Origin of the sequence: Flavimaribacter sediminis, assembly GCF_019492055.1 — a bacterium.
Classification (GTDB): Bacteria; Pseudomonadota; Alphaproteobacteria; order Rhizobiales; family Rhizobiaceae; genus Flavimaribacter; species Flavimaribacter sediminis.
Window position 1 is genome coordinate 134,881 of the sequence record NZ_JAICBX010000006.1, and the last position, 20,182, is coordinate 155,062.

17 protein-coding genes and 1 riboswitch are annotated in these 20,182 nt (G+C 58.1%); of the genes, 4 read left to right on the forward strand and 13 right to left on the reverse strand.

Annotation, left to right across the window (positions count from 1 at the left end; all coding sequences use genetic code 11):
• Positions 1-18: 18 nt before the first annotated feature.
• The 6 genes from K1W69_RS24830 to K1W69_RS24855 all read right to left on the reverse strand — a co-directional run bounded on the left by K1W69_RS24830 (position 19) and on the right by K1W69_RS24855 (position 5,832).
• Positions 19-834, reverse strand: coding sequence for an ABC transporter permease (locus tag K1W69_RS24830; RefSeq protein ID WP_220231162.1), 816 nt, complete (start codon positions 832-834; stop codon positions 19-21).
• Positions 824-1,765: an ABC transporter permease gene (locus K1W69_RS24835; protein ID WP_220231163.1), complete on the reverse strand. Its 942-nt coding sequence runs from the start codon at positions 1,763-1,765 to the stop codon at positions 824-826. Before K1W69_RS24835 ends, K1W69_RS24830 begins: the two co-directional genes overlap by 11 nt.
• The gene (locus K1W69_RS24840) at positions 1,765-2,751 is read right to left on the reverse strand and encodes an ABC transporter ATP-binding protein (RefSeq protein ID WP_220231164.1); all 987 of its coding nucleotides are present in this window, start codon (positions 2,749-2,751) and stop codon (positions 1,765-1,767) included. The genes K1W69_RS24835 and K1W69_RS24840 overlap by 1 nt, the downstream gene beginning before the upstream one ends.
• Before the next feature lie 55 nt (positions 2,752-2,806).
• Positions 2,807-3,892, reverse strand: coding sequence for an ABC transporter substrate-binding protein (locus tag K1W69_RS24845; RefSeq protein ID WP_258571364.1), 1,086 nt, complete (start codon positions 3,890-3,892; stop codon positions 2,807-2,809).
• 207 nt (positions 3,893-4,099) lie between these two features.
• A complete protein-coding gene (locus tag K1W69_RS24850; protein WP_220231166.1) occupies positions 4,100-5,002 on the reverse strand; it encodes a LysR substrate-binding domain-containing protein in 903 nt (300 codons plus the stop codon).
• A 26-nt stretch (positions 5,003-5,028) separates the two neighbouring features.
• Positions 5,029-5,832 (reverse strand): alpha/beta hydrolase, encoded by an 804-nt coding sequence (locus tag K1W69_RS24855; protein ID WP_258571354.1) that lies wholly within the window; start codon positions 5,830-5,832, stop codon positions 5,029-5,031.
• A 224-nt stretch (positions 5,833-6,056) separates the two neighbouring features.
• Positions 6,057-6,146, forward strand: a riboswitch (glycine riboswitch).
• Positions 6,147-6,281: 135 nt separating this feature from the next.
• Between K1W69_RS24855 and gcvT the strand changes: the two genes are divergently transcribed.
• The 4 genes from gcvT to K1W69_RS24875 all read left to right on the forward strand — a co-directional run bounded on the left by gcvT (position 6,282) and on the right by K1W69_RS24875 (position 11,910).
• Positions 6,282-7,403 (forward strand): glycine cleavage system aminomethyltransferase GcvT, encoded by a 1,122-nt coding sequence (gene gcvT / locus K1W69_RS24860; protein WP_370688313.1) that lies wholly within the window; start codon positions 6,282-6,284, stop codon positions 7,401-7,403.
• Positions 7,400-7,768, forward strand: coding sequence for a glycine cleavage system protein GcvH (gene gcvH / locus K1W69_RS24865; protein WP_220231169.1), 369 nt, complete (start codon positions 7,400-7,402; stop codon positions 7,766-7,768). Before gcvT ends, gcvH begins: the two co-directional genes overlap by 4 nt.
• Positions 7,769-7,782: 14 nt before the next feature.
• Positions 7,783-10,602 (forward strand): aminomethyl-transferring glycine dehydrogenase, encoded by a 2,820-nt coding sequence (gene gcvP / locus K1W69_RS24870; protein WP_220231170.1) that lies wholly within the window; start codon positions 7,783-7,785, stop codon positions 10,600-10,602.
• Positions 10,603-10,734: 132 nt separating this feature from the next.
• On the forward strand, positions 10,735-11,910 hold the full coding sequence (locus K1W69_RS24875) for a serine hydrolase domain-containing protein (RefSeq protein WP_220231171.1): 1,176 nt from the start codon (positions 10,735-10,737) through the stop codon (positions 11,908-11,910).
• On the opposite strand, the gene lpxB is transcribed toward K1W69_RS24875, so the two are convergent.
• The 7 genes from lpxB to rseP all read right to left on the reverse strand — a co-directional run bounded on the left by lpxB (position 11,895) and on the right by rseP (position 20,167).
• Positions 11,895-13,100 carry a lipid-A-disaccharide synthase gene (lpxB, locus tag K1W69_RS24880; protein ID WP_220231276.1) on the reverse strand — a complete coding sequence of 402 codons (1,206 nt, stop codon included), beginning with the start codon at positions 13,098-13,100 and terminating at the stop codon, positions 11,895-11,897. The genes K1W69_RS24875 and lpxB overlap by 16 nt on opposite strands.
• Before the next feature lie 2 nt (positions 13,101-13,102).
• Positions 13,103-14,002, reverse strand: a complete 900-nt coding sequence (locus K1W69_RS24885) for an LpxI family protein (RefSeq protein WP_220231172.1) — start codon at positions 14,000-14,002, stop codon at positions 13,103-13,105.
• 5 nt (positions 14,003-14,007) lie between these two features.
• On the reverse strand, positions 14,008-14,820 hold the full coding sequence (gene lpxA / locus K1W69_RS24890) for an acyl-ACP--UDP-N-acetylglucosamine O-acyltransferase (protein WP_220231173.1): 813 nt from the start codon (positions 14,818-14,820) through the stop codon (positions 14,008-14,010).
• A complete protein-coding gene (fabZ, locus tag K1W69_RS24895; RefSeq protein ID WP_220231174.1) occupies positions 14,820-15,290 on the reverse strand; it encodes a 3-hydroxyacyl-ACP dehydratase FabZ in 471 nt (156 codons plus the stop codon). The genes lpxA and fabZ overlap by 1 nt, the downstream gene beginning before the upstream one ends.
• A complete protein-coding gene (lpxD, locus tag K1W69_RS24900; RefSeq protein WP_220231175.1) occupies positions 15,283-16,341 on the reverse strand; it encodes a UDP-3-O-(3-hydroxymyristoyl)glucosamine N-acyltransferase in 1,059 nt (352 codons plus the stop codon). The genes fabZ and lpxD overlap by 8 nt, the downstream gene beginning before the upstream one ends.
• 91 nt (positions 16,342-16,432) lie before the next feature.
• Positions 16,433-18,775: an outer membrane protein assembly factor BamA gene (gene bamA, locus K1W69_RS24905; RefSeq protein ID WP_220231176.1), complete on the reverse strand. Its 2,343-nt coding sequence runs from the start codon at positions 18,773-18,775 to the stop codon at positions 16,433-16,435.
• A gap of 270 nt (positions 18,776-19,045) precedes the next feature.
• A complete protein-coding gene (gene rseP, locus K1W69_RS24910) occupies positions 19,046-20,167 on the reverse strand; it encodes an RIP metalloprotease RseP (protein WP_220231177.1) in 1,122 nt (373 codons plus the stop codon).
• Positions 20,168-20,182: the final 15 nt, after the last annotated feature.

Consider the following 20,182-nt stretch of genomic DNA (forward strand, 5'->3'; position numbering starts at 1 on the left):
CGGTCTCCCTGAGTTGCGCTATTTTCCATGTCCGGCCGGGTTGTCGCCGTCTCGCGTGAAATAGTAGGCGGCCAGTATCGGCAGAAGCGTTACAAGCACCACGACCATGGCGACGACATTCGTCACCGGCCGCTGGCGCGGACGAACCAGTTCCTCGAGCATCCAGATCGGCAGCGTCGCCTGTTGTCCCGCGGTGAATGTGGTGACGATCACCTCGTCGAAGCTTAGCGCAAAGGCGAGCATGCCGCCGGCGAGCATCGCGGTGGCGATGTTCGGCAGCACAACGTGGCGCAAAGTCTGAAAGCCGTTGGCGCCGAGATCCATCGACGCCTCGATCAACGAAGCCGATGTTCTACGGAAGCGCGCCACCGCGTTGTTGTAGACAACGACGACGCAGAATGTCGCGTGACCGAGGACGATAGTCCAGACCGAAAACGGAATGTCCATGAGGTTGAAGGCGGAGCGCAGCGATATGCCGGTGATGATGCCGGGCAGCGCGATCGGCAGGATCACGAGCAGGGATATGGTCTCGCGGCCGAAGAACCTTGTTCGCGCAACTGCCGCCGCGCACAAAGTGCCCAGAACCAACGCGATGATGGTCGATATCGTCGCCACCTTGACTGAAAGCCAGAGCGCTTCCCAGACATCGGGCCTGTTCCAGGTGACGCCCAGCCACTTGAGCGTGAATCCGGGAGGCGGCCACTGATAGCTCTTGTCCTCGGTGGTGAAGGCGTAGACGAAGATAAGCAGAATGGGCAGGTGCAGGAACAACAGGCCGGCTGCGGCGGCGATCTTGAGGCCCAGAGGAGCCCGGTTTTGCAGATCAGAGCGCATCGAACGCCCCCTGTCGTTTGGCCATCCAAAGATAGAAGCCCATGATCACGATCGGCACCACGGTGAAGGCCGCGGCGAGCGGTATGTTTCCGGCTGTTCCCTGATGCGCATAGACCGCCTGACCGATGAACAGTCGTGACGAACCGATGATCTGCGGAATGATGTAGTCTCCAAGCGTCAGGGAAAACGTGAAGATCGATCCGGCGACCACGCCAGGCAGCGCAAGCGGCAGCAGCACATGCCGGAAGGTTTGCGCCGGATGCGCGCCGAGATCCGAAGACGCATCCAGCATGCTCGACGGAACGCGTTCGAGAGCTGCCTGGATCGGCAGGATCATGAAGGGCATCCAGACATAGACGAAGACGATGAAAGTGCCGGTGTAACTCACGGACAACGAATTACCGCCGATAAGAGGCAGAGAGAGATAGGCCTCCAGCAACCAGTTCAGATAGAGTTTGTCGAGAAGCCAGCTCAGAATTCCCTCTTTCGCGAGGATCAGCTTCCAGGCGTAGATCTTGACGAGATAGCTCGACCAGAGCGGTAACATGACGCCGAGATAAAACAGCGCTTTCCAGCGGCCGCGGGCATAGCGGGCGGCATAATAGGCGATTGGAAACGCGATCATCGCCGATGCGATCGTAACGCAGGCCGCCGTCAGGACAGTGCGCAGTATTATGTCGAGATTGGCGGGACTGGTGAAGAGTTCGCGATAGGTCTTCAGCGTGAACTGCCGGTTGATCAGGCCGGTGAACTCGTCGATCGAAAAAAAGCTCTGTACGAGCAAGGCGACCAGCGATCCGACATAGACGACGCCAAGCCACAGCACGGGCGCCGCCAACATCAGGCCGATAAGCAAAGTCGGTCGCCGCCAGAGCACATCCGACAAGCGGTCGCCAAATCCCGAAGGCCGGATGATGATGGCGTCCGACATCACACTTCCTCCAGCGGATGAAGGCTCTCATTGTCCCACGCAATGCGAATTTCAGCGCCGACGGGCGGCGTGTCCACCTGGTTCGGAAGCAGAACGTTCAATCGCGTTCCGTCCATTTCGACTGTGAGGCGGCGCGTTGCGCCGAGAAAGCTCTGTCCAAGCACGGTCGCCGGATGACCGCCCTCCCCGACTATCCTGATTGCTTCCGGGCGCAGGCTTGCCGGGCTCTCGCGGCCGTTCAGTTTGCTGGCGAGCGACGCCGGCAGGATATTCGAAGATCCAACGAAGTCAGCAACAAAGAGATTGCGTGGGTGGTGATAGATTTCCGTCGGCGTTCCAGTCTGCACCAGCTTCCCGAGATTGAAAATCGCGATCCGGTCGGCCATCGAAAGGGCTTCGCCCTGATCGTGCGTCACGAACACGAAGGTGATGCCCAGCGAGCGCTGAAGTTCCTTCAGTTCCTCCTGCATCTGCTCGCGGAGCTTGAGGTCAAGCGCGCCCAGCGGTTCGTCGAGCAGCAGGATCCTGGGCTTGTTTACAAGGGCTCTCGCAAGGGCCACGCGCTGGCGTTGACCGCCGGACAATTGCGACGGCTTGCGCTTTCCGTAGCCGGAAAGTCTGACAAGCGATAGCGCCTCCTCGGCCTGCCGCATGCGCGTCGCCTTGTCGACGCCGCGTATCATGAGCCCGTAGGCGACGTTGGCGGCGACGTCCAGGTGCGGAAACAGCGCATAGTCCTGGAATACGGTGTTGACGTTGCGGCGGTATGGCGGAACGCCGACGACCGACTGGCCGAACAGGGAAATCTCGCCCGAAGACGGATGATCGAAGCCTGCGATCATCCGCAAACAAGTGGTCTTGCCGGAACCGGAAGGTCCAAGCATGGCGAAGAATTCGCCTTCCGCTATTTCGAGATCGACCTCGTCGACCGCGCGCACTTCCTCGAAGTGGCGCGAGACGCCCGAGAGCTTCACCGCTACCTGCATTCGTCCGGTCCCGTCTGAGGCCCGCCTTGCGGCGGGCCATCCTCATTTACAGATATCAGCGACCGCCGATCACGCCGATATAGTCGGAGACCCAACGATAATAGGGCACGCATTCATCCTGGCTCGCACACTTTGAAACCGGCGTGGTCCAGAAAGCAACCTTTTCGAAATCATCGAAACCATTCGTCGCGCAGCCTTCCGCAGTCTGCATTCCGCTGCCATCCGTGCAGGCGTCAGGCACACTCGGATTGGCGCCGAACCAGACAGAAAGATCGCTCTGCAGGTTCGAGGACAATGTGTGCTCCATCCACATGTAGGCGCAGTTCGGATTTTCCGCATCCGCGTGCATCATGGTGGTGTCGGCCCAGCCGGTCACGCCTTCTTCCGGGAAGGTCGAAGCAATAGGCTCATCCTCACCCTTCAGTAGATTGACCTGGAATGGCCAGGAACCAGAGGCAACAACGCCTTCGTTCTTGAAGTCGTCGATCTGGATGAAGGCGTCGTGCCAGTAGCGGGCGACCAGTTCGCGCTGCTGACGCAACAGGTTGAGCGCGGCGTCATACTGTTCCTGGTTGAGCTCATAGGGGCTCTTGATGCCAAGATCGGGATTGTGATGCATCAGATAGTTTGCTGCATCGGCAATGTGAATCGGACCGTCATAGGCCTGAACCCGGCCCTTGTTCGAGGCGCCGTCTGGCAGGGTCGTTTCTTCAAACACGACGCTCCAGCTTGTTGGCGCTTCCGAAAACACCTCTGTATTGTACATGAGCACGTTCGGGCCCCACATATACGGCGTTCCGTAATGCTTGCCGTCGACCGTGTGCCAGGGCGCGTCCTTCAGTCGGTCGTCGATCTTGCTCCAGCTCGGAATCAAGTCCGGATTGATTTCCTGCACACGCTTGCCGGCGATCAGGCGAAGCGAAGCGTCGCCGGAAGCCGTCACGAGATCGAAACCGCCTTCGTTCATGAGGGCGACCATTTCATCGGACGTATTGGCCGTCTTTATGTTGACCTTGCATCCCGAGGTCTCTTCGAACTTGGTGACCCAGTCAAACGCCGGGTCGGTTTCTCCACGCTCGATATATCCGGGCCAGGCTACGATGCTGACCTGACCCTCTGCAGGTCCGACTTCAGTCAACATATCGCCAAATGCGTGATGAGTGGTCAGCGCCGTCGACGCCGCGATCAGAATGCCCAGTTTCATTCGCTTTTTCATCTTGCTCTCCCGAATAGGGGTTGAATTGCAATTCTCTCGGTTGCCGCCGCAATTACAGAATGTATGCAGGCTCAAGAGTTCGCAAATTCAAAGATCAGAATGACAATATCGGAAAAACCGAATTCATAGACATTAACGCAGCGGTCCGTATGTCTTTGAATTGGCGATGAAGCGTTTCGCGGTTTCGGAGATTTCGGCGCCCTTGCGCCAGACGACGCCGACCTGCACCACCGGCAGGCTTGCGGATACATCACGGGCTTCGATGCGATCGCCTTCAAGCGACCAAGGGCGATAAATGAGTTCCGGCAGCAAGGCGATGCCCGCTCCTGTCGCAACAAGGCTTCTGACGGCCTCGACCGACCGGGTTCTGAAAGCAACGTTGGGTGGTTTTCCAAGCACAGCGAGCAGTTTTCCTGTCATCTCCTCGATTTCATCCACCGTAAGCAGGATCAGCGGTTCATCTGCCAGATCGGACAGGTTCACGCTTTGCACCGTCGAGAGATTGTGCCCGAGCGGTAGCCAGAGCTTGTAGGACGAGATGCCGAGATTTTCCGCTTGAAGCGCGGAGCGGTCGCGCAGGTTGGTCGTCACCATCACGGCGACGTCGAGTTCGCCGCCGATGAGCAGATGTTCAAGATATTCGCCCGTGTCCTCAATCGCATTGACCGCGACGCCCGGATAGGTGCGTCGATAGCGGGACAGGAGATCGGAAAGCACATAGCCGGCAACCAGAGAGGTGACGCCGAGGTTCAGACGTCCGCCCATCCTCTCGGAGGGATCGGAAAAGGCGCGACGGGCGTCCGCCACCCCGGACAGGATGCTCGTCGCGTGACGCAAAAAATTATGGCCATTATGCGTGATGTTGAGGCCGCGAGAATGCCGCTCGAACAGGCTGACGCCAAGATCCGCTTCAAGCTCCTTGAGGGCTTCCGTAATCGCCGATTGCGATATCGACAACAAATGGGCGGCGCGCGTCACCGAGCCGTTTTCGGCCACCGCAACAAAATACTGCAATTGTCTGAGCGTGAAGGCCATTTGCGCAACCCGTCCGGAACTCGATGTCAGGACTGTGACAATATCCAGTTCAGCGAGGTGCGCCAGTCTATCATGCGAATGGGCGTGCCGTGGCCGCCTGTTTCGAACAGGACAAAGCGCACAGGATAATCCGGTCTTGCCTGTCTGGTCCTGTCATAGAGATGATATTGCTGCCGCCACGGATAGACGCTGTCCTGGCTTCCATGGGCCAGCAGCAGGGGTCTGGAGTAACGGAAGGCCTCGCTTTGCAGGAAACGGTCATCGCGCTGGCCGCCAAGGATGATCATACCGGCGAGCCGTGGCGCGAGAGCTGCTTCGTGTGCGGCGCGCCAGCAAAGCTGGCTTCCCATCGAGCCGCAGGCCAGCACGATCGGCGCGTTGGGAGATGTCTTCGCAATATGGTCGACCAGCGACAACAGCCCCCGATAACCGCCGTCGGAAAAATCGGAGAAACTGGGAGCGTAATAGACGCCGCCATTATTGACGGCGAGGTTCTTCAGCCTGTTGAAATTGCCGCCGAAGGACCAGTCATTCACGCCGAGCCGTCTGTCCCCGCCCCTGCCATGCACGAAGATAACAGCGAACCGCGCGCGCGAGGCCTTTCCAATCTCGTATGTCTCAAGGGTTCGGCCGTCTGACTTGAGATCGAACTTACGCTGTTGCCGATTGGGTTTCAGCGAAACATATCGGCGCTGGACGCGGCGCTCCGGCACCTGATCTCTTTTATTGATATCCCGTAGTTCCTGATAGTCGACTTTCATGAAGCCGCCATTGTCCTGCAATTCCAGAACGCCGGGATAGGCGAAGAGATCATCCTTGTACGGTTTCAACGGCCCAGATGCCGCCTGGGTGTCCGTAACGATTCGAACTGCAATGAGAAAAGCCGCCGCCAAGAAAGCGAGCGCAGGAAAATTTCCTCTCTTTTTCAGTTTCATAGCCAAGGAATTGACCAAAATGCGCAACGTTTCTCGTTGAAACTTCCCCTCAGTGGATGACATCCCCTGATTCCTGCTTTACTTTAACCAGCGTCAAGAGATCGTCGCAAGGCGGTCTTGCATCATCCGCGGGAGAGAGCGCCGCTGGCCGGCGCCGCCGAAGGGGAAAATGCCCATAATCTCTCAGGCAAAAGGACCGTGGAATGATTGACACTCTGGAAAGTCGGAACTGCCGTTCCGCGCCGAAGGTGTAAGCGCCGCCGACAGAGATCCGGTTGCGCAAGTCTCTCAGGCTCCAGACAGAGGGGCACGTGTTCCATGCATCTGCATGGGGGTGTGCAACTGTGTCCGGAGTCGGAATGACCAAAACGCTACCACTGTCTGCTTTGCATGAGGCGGCCTCCGCCCGATTTGGCCCGTTCGCGGGCTATTCCATGCCGATTTCCTATCCTCTCGGTGTGATGAAAGAGCATTTGCACACGCGATCGGACGCTGGACTGTTCGACATATCACACATGTCGCACATCGAGGTCGAAGGCCCGGACGCTGGTCGGTTCATTGCCCACGCCTGCCCTTATCACGCTGGCGATCAAGCTATCGGCACGGGACGCTACACCTACATGCTGAACGAGACAGGCGGCATGATCGACGATCTCATCGTCAGCCGCCTGTCGGAATCCGGCTATCTCGTCGTTGCGAACGGCGCCTGCGCCGACAAGGATCTTGCGCACCTGAAGGCGCTTGCAGCGGATTTCGACGTTTCAGTGCGCCCCAGACCGCGCGTCTTTCTTGCGCTACAGGGACCAAAGGCAGCGGAAGTCCTTTCGCGTCATTTGCCGGAATCAGGCTCATTGACCTTCATGCAGGTGCTCGTAACCGATGCGTCCACGTTTGTGTCCCGATCAGGCTACACAGGGGAAGACGGGTTCGAAATCGCAATCGATCCGGGCGCAGACGCAGTTGCATTCGCCGAGAACCTCGCGAACGAACCGGAAGTCGAATGGATCGGGCTTGGGGCGCGCGACAGTCTGCGTATCGAAGCAGGTCTGCCGCTCTATGGACAGGATATGGATGAAACCGTGAATCCGCTCACGGCTGGCCTCGTATGGGCCATTCCGAAGGATTTGCGGACTGACGGAACCTTTATCGGCGCCAAGGCGATCGCCGAACGCGTCGAACTTGGCGCGGACCGAAAGAGAAGCGGCTTGACGCCCGAGGGCAAAGCGCCCGTGCGGGGAGACGCGCTGCTCTTTGACAGCGACAGCGATGGCGCCGCAGAAATCGGCGTCGTCACTTCGGGCGGATTTGGGCCGTCCTGCGGGCATCCCGTCGCTATTGCCAGCGTCGATCGCACCTTCACTATCGGCGACACGGTCTATGCAGACGTTCGCGGACGAAAACTCGCCTGCACTCTTCAGAAACTTCCATTCGTTCCACACAAATACAAAAGGGGAAAAGAGCAATGAGCAAGGTCTATTACACGGAAGATCATGAATGGATTCGCCTGGAAGGCGACGAGGCCGTGGTCGGCATCACCGACTACGCACAGGATCAGCTTGGCGATATCGTATTTGTCGAACTGCCTGAAGCCGGCAGCAAGGTTGCGAAGGAAGACCCCTTTATCGTGGTTGAGTCTGTGAAGGCGGCTTCGGACGTCTATGCGCCGGTAAGCGGCGAAGTTCTGGCCGTTAATGAAGCCCTGTCTGGCGAACCGGCGCTGATCAATTCCGGCGCGGAGGGCGACGGCTGGCTGGTGCGTATGCGGATCGACGACGCCTCGCAACTTGAAAACCTGATGGACGCTGACGCCTACAAGGCGTCGGTCGCTTAAGGAGCCAAACCGACATGCTTTCCACGACTGGCGCACCCGCCAAAGACACACGTTTTGCGGCCCGACATATCGGTCCGGACGACAACGACATACGGAAAATGCTGGCAACCATCGGCGTTCCGTCCATCGAGACCCTGATTGGCCAGACCATCCCGGAAAGCATTCGGTTCAAGGGCGCGCTCGACCTGCCCGCGCCCGCTTCAGAACAGGACGCCCTTCTTGAACTGAAAACGCGGATGCAAAGCAACGTTGTCGCGCGGAGCAATATCGGACAAGGATATTACGGGTGTCATGTGCCGCCCGTGATCCAGCGTAATCTCTTTGAGAACCCGGCCTGGTACACAGCCTACACGCCTTATCAGCCCGAGATCAGCCAGGGCCGCTTGGAAATGCTGTTCAATTTCCAGACGCTGGTGAGTGAGTTGACGGGGCTTCCGATCGCCAATGCGTCGCTTCTTGACGAGGCGACCGCAGTCGCCGAAGCCGCGGGCATTGCGTGGAGACACCACCGAATGAAGCGCCAGAAGATTGCGGTCGCCAACCGCCTGCATCCGCAATCGCGCACGGTGCTGGAAACCAGGATGGCGCCGCATGGAGTGGAAATTATCGATGGCGCAATTTCCGAGGATATGGCCGCGGTGATTATCTCGTGGCCGGACACGCTGGGCTGTTTCGACGATATCGGCGAAATCGTCAAACAGGCCAGAGAAATGGATGTGGTTGTTATTGTCGCGACAGATCCGCTCGCCCTGACCGTGCTCGATCCGCCGGGTCACTGGGGGGCCGACATCGTGATCGGGTCCGCGCAACGTTTTGGCGTGCCCATGGGTTTCGGCGGCCCTCACGCCGCCTATATCGCGGTGACAGAAAAGCTCACGCGACTGATGCCGGGCCGGCTTGTCGGTGAATCCGTCGACACTGCGGGCCGTCCCGCCTATCGTCTTGCGCTGCAAACACGCGAACAGCACATTCGGCGCGACAAGGCTACCTCCAATATCTGCACAGCCCAGGCGCTGCTGGCGAATATGGCCGCCGCCTTCGCTATCTGGCACGGCCCGGACGGACTGCAAGCGATCGCCCGGCGCGCCGCCTCAATGGCTAGCCGCTTTGCCGATTCCGTAACTACAGCAGGTTACGCGCTATACGGCGCAACGTTTTTCGACACTGTCACCGTGCACGCGCCGGGCAAGGCGCAGGCCCTGTGCGATGCGGCGGAAGAACACGGCTACCTGCTGCGCTTCGTTGATGCTGATCACGTCTCTGTGGCCTTCGATGAAACGAGCAGCGACCGCGATCTTGATGCGCTGTGCCAGGTATTCGAATGTACGACAGTTGAGAGCTCTGATTCACGCTTGCCAGACGCCCTGCGTAGTCAGCCATGGCTGACACAGCCGATCTTTCACGCGATTCGTTCCGAAACAGACATGATGCGCTATCTGCGCAAACTTGCAGACAAGGATCTCGCGCTCGACAGGGCGATGATTCCCCTTGGATCCTGCACGATGAAACTCAACGCCGCGGCTGAAATGATGCCTGTCAGTTGGGAAAAGGTCGCCAACATACATCCCTTTGCGCCCGATCGGCATGTCGAGGGATACCGCGCCATGGTCGACGACCTCGACCGGTGGCTGTCGGAGATTACCGGCTTTGCTAAGGTGTCCTTGCAGCCCAATGCCGGCAGCCAGGGAGAATTCGCCGGACTCCTCGCCATTAGCAAATATCACCAGTCCCGTGGCGAGGGGCGCCGGGAAATATGTCTAATCCCCTCCTCCGCACACGGAACGAACCCTGCCAGCGCTTCCATGGCCGGCATGCGGATTGTCGTCGTCAAATGCACAGACGGCGGGGATATCGACCTTGAAGACCTGAAGTCGAAAGCAGAACAGTTTTCTGACAATCTTGCTGCGTTGATGATCACCTATCCATCGACCCACGGCGTATTCGAGGAAAGCGTCAGGGAGATCTGCGAAATTGTCCATTCTCACGGCGGTCAGGTTTATTTCGACGGCGCCAATCTGAATGCCATGACCGGTCTTGCGCGGCCCTGTGATATCGGCGCCGATGTCTGCCACATGAACCTGCACAAGACGTTCTGCATACCGCATGGCGGCGGAGGACCAGGGATCGGCCCGATCGGCGTCGCCGGGCATCTTGTTCCTTTTCTGCCAGGCGATCCCCTCAACGACGAGAGCGGCGCCGTTGCGGCGACGCGTTACGGCAGCGCTTCCATACTTCCTATTTCCTGGATGTATATCCGCATGATGGGCGCCGAAGGGCTGAAATCGGCGGCCGAGACAGCCATTATATCGGCGAACTACATCGCGAAAAGGCTGGATGACGGATACAAGGTTCTGTTTCGCGGCAAGCGCGGAAGAGTTGCGCACGAATGCATCGTCGACACCCGCCCCTTCAAGGACAGCGCGGGCGTAAGCGTCGAGGATATCGCCAAGCGTCTGATCGACTACGGCTTCCATGCGCCGACCATGTCATGGCCGGTCGCAGGCACGCTGATGATAGAACCGACCGAGTCCGAGCCGCTAGGAGAAGTCGATCGGTTCTGCGACGCCATGCTCGCGATTCGCGAGGAAATCAGGAAGATAGAAGATCAGGAGTGGAGCCGTGAGGATAATCCGCTCGTCAATGCGCCGCATACGGCCCAGGGAGCATTGGCCAATGATTGGGTGCACGGCTACGATCGTCAGTTCGCAGTAGCGCCCGCCGGCGTGGATCAGCTCGCCTCAAAATACTGGCCGCCAGTGTCCCGTGTCGACAATGTCTATGGCGACCGCAATCTCGTTTGCACTTGTCCACCGCTGGAGCAACTCGCAAGCTGAGGAGCACGTTCGTCGCCTGTCCGGTCAGTCCGCGCGATAACTTTCGCCCAGACGCCCGCAATCTGTATTGCGGTTGCTCTTTCGGCGTCGTTATATGACGACGAATTGCGGTTCCGGCGAGGAGGTTGACGAATGACTGCGAGAACAGACCGTGTGCGGGCGGTCGCTCAACGCTATGTCGAATTGGGCGCCTATCCATCAATCGAATGGCTGGTGCGGCTCGACGGTCAGGAGTGGATCCGCGGAAGCGTCGGACAGGCGGATCCGCATAACGGCGTGGCGGTTCCGGATAAAGCGATCTACAGGCTGTATTCCATGACGAAGCCGGTGATTGCGTCTATTGCAATGATGCTGATCGAGGAGGGCAAACTCCGACTTTACGACCCGGTCGCCAGATACCTGCCTGATTTTGCGTCAATGGACATCATTGATCCGGACGGCGCCCTGCATCCTGCAAAACGGGTCATGCTGCTTGAACATCTTCTTACCCACAGGTCCGGACTCACCTATGGTTTCCTGCCGGGCTGCGCCGCCGCCAAACGCTACCGTGAGGCCGGCCTCGGCGTTTCCGCGCCACCATTGAAGGAGATGATCGACACCATTGCAGGTCTGCCTCTAGCCTTCGAACCCGGCAGCGAATGGCGCTATTCCGTGGCGACGGACGTCGTGGCGCGGATCATCGAAATCGTCGAGGGAAAGCCGTTACAGGACATTGTATCGGACAGGATAATCGAACCTCTCAACTTGTCCGACACCGGTTTTAAAGTGCCGGAAGACGAACTTTATCGCTTGATGCCGGTATTCGGTTGCGAAGATCTCGACGGACTGGTGAACTTTCCCGATGGACCGCAACAGCTTACTCCGGTGGATGTTTCGCCGCATTACCCGGTTGACGATCCGAACTTCGCCCGCGGCGGCTACGGGCTGTATTCGACGGCCGACGATTACGCGCAGATTGGCGAGTTCCTGATGTCGGGCATGAACCAGTCCGGAGACACGCTCCTGTCGCGACACATGATCGACATGATGTGGACAAACCGTATTCCTGCACGCCAGATGCCGCTTTCCATCGGGCCTATCCCGCTACCCGGCTACGGTTTCACGCTCGCCGGCCGCGTCATGGCTGATCCGATGGGCGCCATGGGGCTGACTGGACCAAAGGAATGCGGCTGGTCGGGCGCTGCTGGCACATTCCACTGGAATGATCCGGACGAGAAAATGGTAGGCGTCGTCATGACCCAGTATCTCGGTTCGAGATATCCACTTGCGGACGAAATGCGAACGGCCGTCTATCAGGCGCTTCCCTGAATATTTCCATTCACCAGTTCACAGACCACCTCGGCGGCCAGGTCCGCCGACGGCCGGTCGGTTCGCATCCTCTCGCGCACCAGATCGAAGTCCCGGAGCATCTGGTTTCTCTCGGCCGTATTGTCGATGAGACGCTCGATCCTGCGTGCGATCAAACCCGGCCGGAGGCTTTCATTGATGTATTCATTGACCACCGGGTAGTCGGCTATAAAGTTTGGCAGCGCCGCAGTCCACGCCGTGACCCGATTGATGAGAAGCCGCGCAACCCCGTCGAGCCGGTAAATGGAAACACAGGGAATACCGGCAAGCGCGAGTTCCAGGAGCACGGTGCCGGAAGCTGCGATCGCCGCATCGGCGCGCGCAAGGGCCATGTTCTTCGCTTCAGAATGAAGCACCACTTCCGGCGACGTGCTCCAAGTTTTTGTCTGTCGCTCGATTTCATCGGCGATACGCGGCAGGGTCGGAATGACGAAGCGGACGTTATTCGTGCGCGAAGCCAGGATTTCTGCGCAACGCTCCAGATCCGGTAAAAGCGCGCGGACTTCGCCTTTTCTGGAACCAGGCAGGATCAGGCAGACTTTCTCTTTTTCCTCCCCGCCGGACACAGTCCCACTCTCTACCAGATGTCGTCTTCCTGCCTGCTCCGAGGCAATCGCCAAAAGCGAAGGATCATTGGCCAACCTGTGTCCGACATAGGTCAGAGGCGGACCGCCAAGATCAGCGAGAAAATCCTTCTCGAACGGATAGACCGCAAGAACATGGTCTACATACGCAGTCATGGCCTGTGCCCGCTCAGGCTTCCAGGCCCAAACGGTCGGGCAGACGTAATTGACGATGGGCAGGTCGGGCAACCGTTTGCGAACAGCGGCGGCAACCCTGTGAGTGAATGCGGGACTGTCGATGATGACAAGCACATCGGGGCGCGCGGCGACGATGGCGGCGATCGTTGAGCGTATGCGCACGGCAAGCCGCGGCAAGCTGGAGAGGACCGCGCTGTAGCCGATTATCGAGAGCTCCTGGAAATCAAAAATGGACTTCAGTCCCTGTTCAATCATGGCGGGGCCGCCAACCCCGACAAGCTCTACAGGCTTTTCCAGTCGTCGTTTGACGGCGGAGATCAAGTCGGCGCCCAGATTGTCTCCGGAGACCTCGCCAGCAACAATTGCAAGCTTGAACGGCGTCGCTCCCATGGTCATTGCGATCCATCAACACGGCCGTCGGGCGTTTCCTCCCGGCCAATTCCGATGATGAAAACGCCGGTCCTGTTCGCCAGATCGACCGCCAGCTCTCTTTCCAGCACCAGCGAGCGACCTGCTTCCACGGCCACACCTGACAAGCCCGCCCGTGTGATATTCTCGATAGTGGTTGTCCCGATGGACGGAAGATCAGCGCGTTCGTCCTGCTGAGGCTTGCAGAACTTGACCAGCACGCCCGTCTTCGTCGCCGATATGCGTCCGGTTCTGCGAAGCTCCGCAACGCGGTCGATCATCGCATCAGTTCCTTCCGCGCCTTCCAGCGCTACGATCCGCCCGGACACAGCGACAGCGCCCTGTCCCACATCCAGCCTGCCGAGCGCGAGGGCTCCCTTTCGAGCGGCTTCAATGTTTTTCCAATCGGTCTTGTTCGGCTTCTTTGTCGTCAATGGGCCGGTCGTGGCGAGCAGGTCGGGGATGACCTCCTGCGCGCCGACGACCCTGCAGTCTTCACTCTCGATGAGGCGGATGACAAGGCGGAGCAGTTTGTCGTCGCCCCCGCTGAAAAGCGTCTTCACCATGGCCGGCAATTTCGACACCAGCCGGAACGGTATTCGTACTTCGGAAAGTTCGGGGCGGCGGTTGACGCCACCCGACATCACGACGCGGTCAATAGCGTTGTCCCGCAAGATCTGATGCAGTTGCGCGACGCTCGCAAGGCCAATGAAGGTGTGATCGTAATCCGAAACCTGTTCACCCGTCTCGCCCGTGAGGGCAATGATGTAAGGGTCTTCGCCAGCGCGGCGCGCGGCGGCGGCAACATCGAATGGAAGACGTCCGCTCCCGGCTATGATAGCCAGGCGTCCACTTGGCGCGGCCTGGGTATCGGTCGGGGACACGATGATCAGTTCCTTCTGGCTTTCGCCGCCGACGACAGTCCTCGATGACTGTCAGCCTCGATAAACTCAAAGAGATCTTCCAGCACTTCGACGCCCTGGTACTCGGGCTTGATGCGTTTCAATACTTCATTGATCGGCGCATCACCGCTGAACAGCATCTTGTAGACGCGGCGAACCGCGTGAATATCCGACTTGGAAATCCCCGATCGGGTCATTCCAATGACATTCAGCCCGCCCAGAATGCCTGGATTTCCGTTCAACATACCGTAGGGAATGACGTCGTTCGAACAGGCGGCAAGCCCGCCGACGAATGCGTGATGACCGATCCTGCAGAACTGATGGGCCGCCGCGCCGCCACCCATGATCACCCGGTCTCCGACAACGACATGTCCGCCAAGCATGACGTTGTTGGACAGGATCACATTGGAGCCGATGTGACAGTCGTGAGCAACATGGGAGTAGGCGAGAAACAGGGAATTGTCGCCAACCTTCGTCTTGCCGCCAGCGTCGGGCATTCCGGTGTGCATCGTAACGCCTTCACGGATCGTGCACCCACTGCCGATGATCAGTTCTGTATCTTCGCCCTTGTAGTGAACATTCTGAGGCTCGGCGCCCAGCACTGCGCCGGGAAAGACACGCGTTCCGGCGCCAATTGTTGTTCGGCCGAGGATCGAGACATGGCTCATGACCTCGATATTGTCCGCCAGCGTAACGCGGGAACCGATATGACAGAAAGGTCCAACGCTCACGTTGTCGCCGATCGAAGCCCCGTCCTCGACGATCGAGGACGGGTGAATTTTTGCAGATGCCGAAATCATTATCTGGGATTGTCCTCTGTGACCAACATGGCCCCGACATCGGCCTCAGCGACTTTGGCTCCACGGACAATGGCGTCGCCGTGGAACTTCCAGATTGTGCCGCGCTGCTTTTGTTTGGTCACGTGATACTCCACAATGTCGCCCGGCACGACCGGTTTACGAAAGCGCGCGTTGTCGATCGTCATGAAATAGACCAGATTGGATCGACTGTTCTGCGATCGGGCGCAAATGGCGCCGGCGGTCTGGGCTATGCCTTCGATAATCAACACGCCCGGCATTACCGGGTTGCCGGGAAAGTGTCCGTTGAAATGCGGCTCGTTGACGGTCACATTCTTGATGCCGACTGCGGAATTGTCATCGTCGATATCGATAATGCGATCGACCATCAGAAAGGGGTAACGATGCGGCAGAACCCGCATGATCTCCGCAAGATCGGCGGTCTCCAGCGCGCTCTGATCAGTGTCACTCATTTCCTGCACCTTTTTTCCTCCGGCCGAATGCTCTTGCGTTCATCTCTGCCACATCCTTCAGAAAAGCCCTCATGGGTCTCGCCGGAATGCCACCCCATCTCGCGCCTGCAGGCACATCGCCTGCGACTGCGCTCATGCCGGCTATTTGCGCTCCGTCGCCGATTGTAAGGTGGCCGTTGACGCCAACACTGCCGCCCAGCATAACGCCGTCGCCAAGGATGACGCTGCCCGATATGCCGACCTGACTGACCAACACGCAATGGCGTCCAACGGTAACATTATGTCCGATCTGGACGAGATTATCGATCTTTGTCCCCTCGCCGATCACAGTATCGTCCAGCGCGCCGCGATCGATGGTGGTGTTCGCCCCGATCTCCACATCATCCTGAATGATCACCCGCCCAACCTGAACGATCTTCGTCAAACCGGTGGCGGATGGGGAATATCCGAACCCGTCCTGACCAACGCGCGCGCCAGGATGCACTATAACCCGATTTCCGAGAAAGGCGCATTGAAGCGTGACATTCGGCGAAATATGACAATTGCGGCCGATCGAACACCCCGGACCGATGACAGCGCCAGCCGATATGACGCTTCCGCGGCCGATCTCGACATCGTCGCCGACGATTGCGCCGGCTTCAATCGTCACGTCGTCTTCAAACCGGGCAGAAGCAGAGACAACCGCCTTTTCTGAAACGCCAGGCTCGCCAAGAACAAGAGACGGCCGCATCGCGTCCGGATAAAGCATTTGACCGGCGATTGCGAACGCAAATTGCGGATCTTTGCAGACCAGCGCCGCACAGCCTTCCGGAACACGATCTACCAATTCCTGCGTGCACAAGATAGCGGTGGCCTTTAGCCCGGCAAGCGCGTCGGCGCGTCGACGTGCATTGATGAAGGTCAGTTCGCCCTGCTTCGCCCTCGATAGCGGAGCCAGTCCGTGGATGAGGACCTGAGCAAACGCCGGATCGGGCAATTCCGCTTTCAGCGCGCTCGCGAGCCGCTCAAGTTCGATGCCCTCATGTTGAGGAAAAAATCGAAAATCATCCATCTTTAAGACATCAGGGCCCACCTTCTCAGGCAGGCCCTTACCAGTTTCATGTCGGTTGCGGTCGTTCCGGCTTAAGGGAAACGGGCTGCGATCAGAACCTCGCGGACGTTCCGAAACGGAAGATCTGGGTCTTGTCGTAGTCTTCCTTGAGGATCGGGAAACCGAAATCGAAGCGCAGCGGACCGAATGGGGAGGCCCATATCAGGCTCGCGCCGACTGATGCGCGCCAGGCCATATCGATGCCTTCAACATCGCCCGGAGACGTCGCCCAACTCAAATCGAGATCAGATCCGTACAGGGTCGCTGCGTCGGCAAAAAAGGCGCCTCTAACTCCGAAGTCGCGAGGCAACAGCGGAAGCGGGAAACCGACTTCCGCCGTGGCGTTGAAGTAGGTCGTGCCACCCAACGCATCGCCGTTATAGTCACGCGGGCCGATACCCTGGGATTCGAAACCGCGAATGGTTTCGCCGCCAATATAGAACTGGTCGAACACGCGCAGATTGTCGCCTGTCGGAGCGATATATCCACCACCTATAGCCAACTGTCCTATGATGTCCTGCGAATCCGACAGAGTGTGGAAATAGGACGCCTTACCGGTGATCGACACGTAGTCGGCATCTCCGCCAAGTCCTGCATAGGTCGTCTCCACGCTGGCGACGATGCCTTCGCGAGGCAGCGACCGGTCATCGATCGTATTGTAGATAAGCGCCCAGGAAATCGCGGACGTCGTCCACGGGCTTTGATCGAGCGCCTGCTGAATCGGCGGACTCGGTGGCAGGAAGAAACTGCCGTCCTGGTCGTACTCTTCCACACTATAAGTATAGGCAAGCTTGGTCGACAGAGAGTCAGTGATAGGCGCAGTGACCCGAAGCGTGCCATAGGTTGTCGTGGTATTATAGCCTTCCTGAGAACTATCTGTATTACGGCCAATGTCGAAACCAGCCGCCAGACGGTAACCGAGGAAATAGGGCTCGGTGAAGGACAGCGTGTAGTTCCTGGTGTCAACGCTGCCGCCGACGGCAATCTTCAGATATTGACCGCGGCCGAGGAAGTTGCGCTCCGAGAGCGCGATTTCCGCTGTCGCTCCGCCGCCGCCGGTGGAGTAACCGGCGCCGATCGAGAACTCGCCGGTGGACTGATCCTTCACATCCACGAAGAGGATAACCCTGTCGGGCTCCGTGCCGGGTGACGTCGTAACGTTGACGGCTTCGAAGTATCCAAGCGCTTCCAGTCGCTTCTTGGCTTCCTGAACCAGCACGCGGTTATAGGCGTCGCCTTCTGCCAGGTCGAATTCACGACGGATAACATAGTCCGACGTCCGGGTGTTGCCACGGATTTCGATGCGCTCGATATAGGCGCGCTGCCCCTGGTCGATGAGATAGGTGACGTCGATCGTGCGATTAGCGAAGTTGCGATTGCCGCGCGGTGTGATATCGGCGAAAGGATATCCCTCGCCCGCAGCCGCTTCAGACATCGCCACGATCGAGTCCTCGACTTTCTCGGCGCTATAGACGGCTCCGGATCGCGACTCGATCAGACGGCGCATTCTCTCGACGTCGATGCCGGGAACGGTGCTATCCACCTGGATGTCGCCGAACTGATATCTCTCGCCCTCATCCAGCGTGAAAGTGATGATCCAGTTGCCAGTTGCAGGATCCACGTCCGCAGTAGACGAAATTATCCGGAAATCGGCGTAGCCGCGATTGTAGTAGAAGCGTCGAAGCTCCTCCTCGTCTGCGCGAAGCTTGGCCGGATCGTACAAGTCCTTCCGCGTCAGGAAGGACAGGAAATTTGACTGCTTTGTACTAATGACTTCCTTGAGACGGCCGTTGGGATATGCCTGATTGCCGACAAAATTGATGGACTCGATCTTCGTCCGTCCGCCCTCGTTGATATTGAAGGCGACGTTCACACGGCCGTTGGGAAGGGAAACGACTTGTGTCGACACCTCGGCTTCGCCGCGGCCGATACGATCGTAGGCTTCCTTGATCGCCTCGACGTCATATTCGATGATCGTTTCGTTGTAGGGACCGAGCGACTTGGCCTGAACGACCGCCTCGAGTTGGCGATCCTTGAGCTTCTTGTTGCCGTTGAACACGACCTGATTGATGATCAGGTTTTCGTCCACGGTGACCACAAGGGTGCTGCCTCGACGGGTAATCTGAACGTCACTGAACAGCCCCGTCGCAAAAAGGCGCTTGATGGACGCGTCAATATCCGAATTATCGAAACTCTTGCCAGGCTCGATCGTAATGTTTCCGCGCACCGTATTGGCGTCCACGCGCGCATTACCACGAACTTCGATGACACTTACAACAGCCGCATTTGCCGTTACTGTCGATGCGATAACGGCAGCCCCCACGCTACCGACCGCCATAAGCGTTGCAAGTGCGAGCGCACGAACAGCGCCTAGTACTCTAGAACCGGCCTTCATTGGCATTTTTACCCTTAATCTCAGCGTCCCCACGAGCGGACAGAACACGATTCTGTCTCCCCGCCGTTTTACAATGTTTTCAGCTACAAGCAAGTGATTGAGTTAATTTCTGTTTACTTGCCCTCCATTCGTTGCCGATAAGCAACTACCGCGGTGAGTTTATGGATAACAAACAGTTATCCCGACAATACACCGACTGAACGTACTCCAGATATCCACAGAACCGACTCCGGATCGTCACACTCGGTTTCAGAACCCTATTTCTGTCAGCTAGGTGACGTCATTCCAAGTCGCGTAAATCATCAACATTAGTAACAGAGAGAGACCAATCTTGAAAGCAAACTCCTGACCTCTTTCCCCTACCGGTTTGCCGCGCAAAAATTCGATCAGATAAAACAGGAGATGGCCGCCATCGAGTATCGGAATCGGAAGCAAATTCAGAAAGCCTATCGAGACCGATATGAAGGCTATGAACGTGATAGTGGAGACAAGTCCGACGGAAACCATCTGACCGCTGATCTTGGCAATGCCGATAGGACCGCTGATCTGATCCGGCTTGGCTCTGCCGATGATGATGTTCTTGAAGTACTGAACCGTTTGGCTGACGATGAAAAAAGACTGCCCTACGCCTTCAGCCAGCGCTTCAAGCGGCCCCATCTTCTCGTATCTGAACGTATCCTCGTTTGCAGACGCGACGACGCCGATTTGTCCGACTTCGATCATGTCTCCAAAACCGTTGTCGACTTCCGCCCGTTTCGGAACGAGTACGAAATCCTTGTTTCGGCCGTCGCGTTCGACAATCAGTCGCAATTCAACGCCGGGCCTCGTCGAAACGTAGATGCGCAGGTCGTCAAAGGAGTCGATGGTTCTACCGTCTATCTCCAGAATACGGTCGCCAGGCTCAAGACCGGCTTCGGCGGCGGCGCTTGCCGGCTGGACAGACGCCACGACGGGATCCAGCACGGCTTTTCCGAAATAGCTGTAAACCGCCGTAAAGATAACAATGGCAAGTAAGAAGTTTGCGATCGGACCCGCTGCCACTGTCGCCGCGCGACGTCCGAGAGACGCGCCCTGGAAAGTTTGAGACTGTTCCGCCTGGCTCATTTCCGCAATCTTGTCTTCGTCGGGGAAGCTGGCGGCGTTCTCGTCGCCAAAAAACTTAACATAGCCACCGAGTGGAATGGCAGACAGCTTCCAACGCGTGCCGTTTCTGTCAGTGAACCCGGCGAGCTCCCTGCCGAAGCCGATTGAGAAGGTGACGATCCGAATTCCGCACCACCTGCCGACGAGATAGTGGCCCATCTCGTGCACGAACACCACGATGGTCAGTACGATGATGAAAGGCAGAACCGTGCCGACAATGATGCTGTAGATATTCCCAAGTACGTCCATAAATGTTCCCTGCGG

Bases quoted from the DNA above. Each gene is read 5' to 3' on its own strand.
- K1W69_RS24830 (WP_220231162.1), bottom strand. From the start codon at position 834: ATGCGCTCTGATCTGCAAAACCGGGCTCCTCTGGGCCTCAAGATCGCC.
- K1W69_RS24835 (WP_220231163.1), bottom strand. From the start codon at position 1,765: ATGTCGGACGCCATCATCATCCGGCCTTCGGGATTTGGCGACCGCTTG.
- K1W69_RS24840 (WP_220231164.1), bottom strand. From the start codon at position 2,751: ATGCAGGTAGCGGTGAAGCTCTCGGGCGTCTCGCGCCACTTCGAGGAA.
- K1W69_RS24845 (WP_258571364.1), bottom strand. From the start codon at position 3,892: ATGTTGACTGAAGTCGGACCTGCAGAGGGTCAGGTCAGCATCGTAGCC.
- K1W69_RS24850 (WP_220231166.1), bottom strand. From the start codon at position 5,002: ATGGCCTTCACGCTCAGACAATTGCAGTATTTTGTTGCGGTGGCCGAA.
- gcvH (WP_220231169.1), top strand. From the start codon at position 7,400: ATGAGCAAGGTCTATTACACGGAAGATCATGAATGGATTCGCCTGGAA.
- gcvP (WP_220231170.1), top strand. From the start codon at position 7,783: ATGCTTTCCACGACTGGCGCACCCGCCAAAGACACACGTTTTGCGGCC.
- K1W69_RS24875 (WP_220231171.1), top strand. From the start codon at position 10,735: ATGACTGCGAGAACAGACCGTGTGCGGGCGGTCGCTCAACGCTATGTC.
- lpxB (WP_220231276.1), bottom strand. From the start codon at position 13,100: ATGGGAGCGACGCCGTTCAAGCTTGCAATTGTTGCTGGCGAGGTCTCC.
- lpxA (WP_220231173.1), bottom strand. From the start codon at position 14,820: ATGATTTCGGCATCTGCAAAAATTCACCCGTCCTCGATCGTCGAGGAC.
- fabZ (WP_220231174.1), bottom strand. From the start codon at position 15,290: ATGAGTGACACTGATCAGAGCGCGCTGGAGACCGCCGATCTTGCGGAG.
- lpxD (WP_220231175.1), bottom strand. From the start codon at position 16,341: ATGGATGATTTTCGATTTTTTCCTCAACATGAGGGCATCGAACTTGAG.
- bamA (WP_220231176.1), bottom strand. From the start codon at position 18,775: ATGAAGGCCGGTTCTAGAGTACTAGGCGCTGTTCGTGCGCTCGCACTT.
- rseP (WP_220231177.1), bottom strand. From the start codon at position 20,167: ATGGACGTACTTGGGAATATCTACAGCATCATTGTCGGCACGGTTCTG.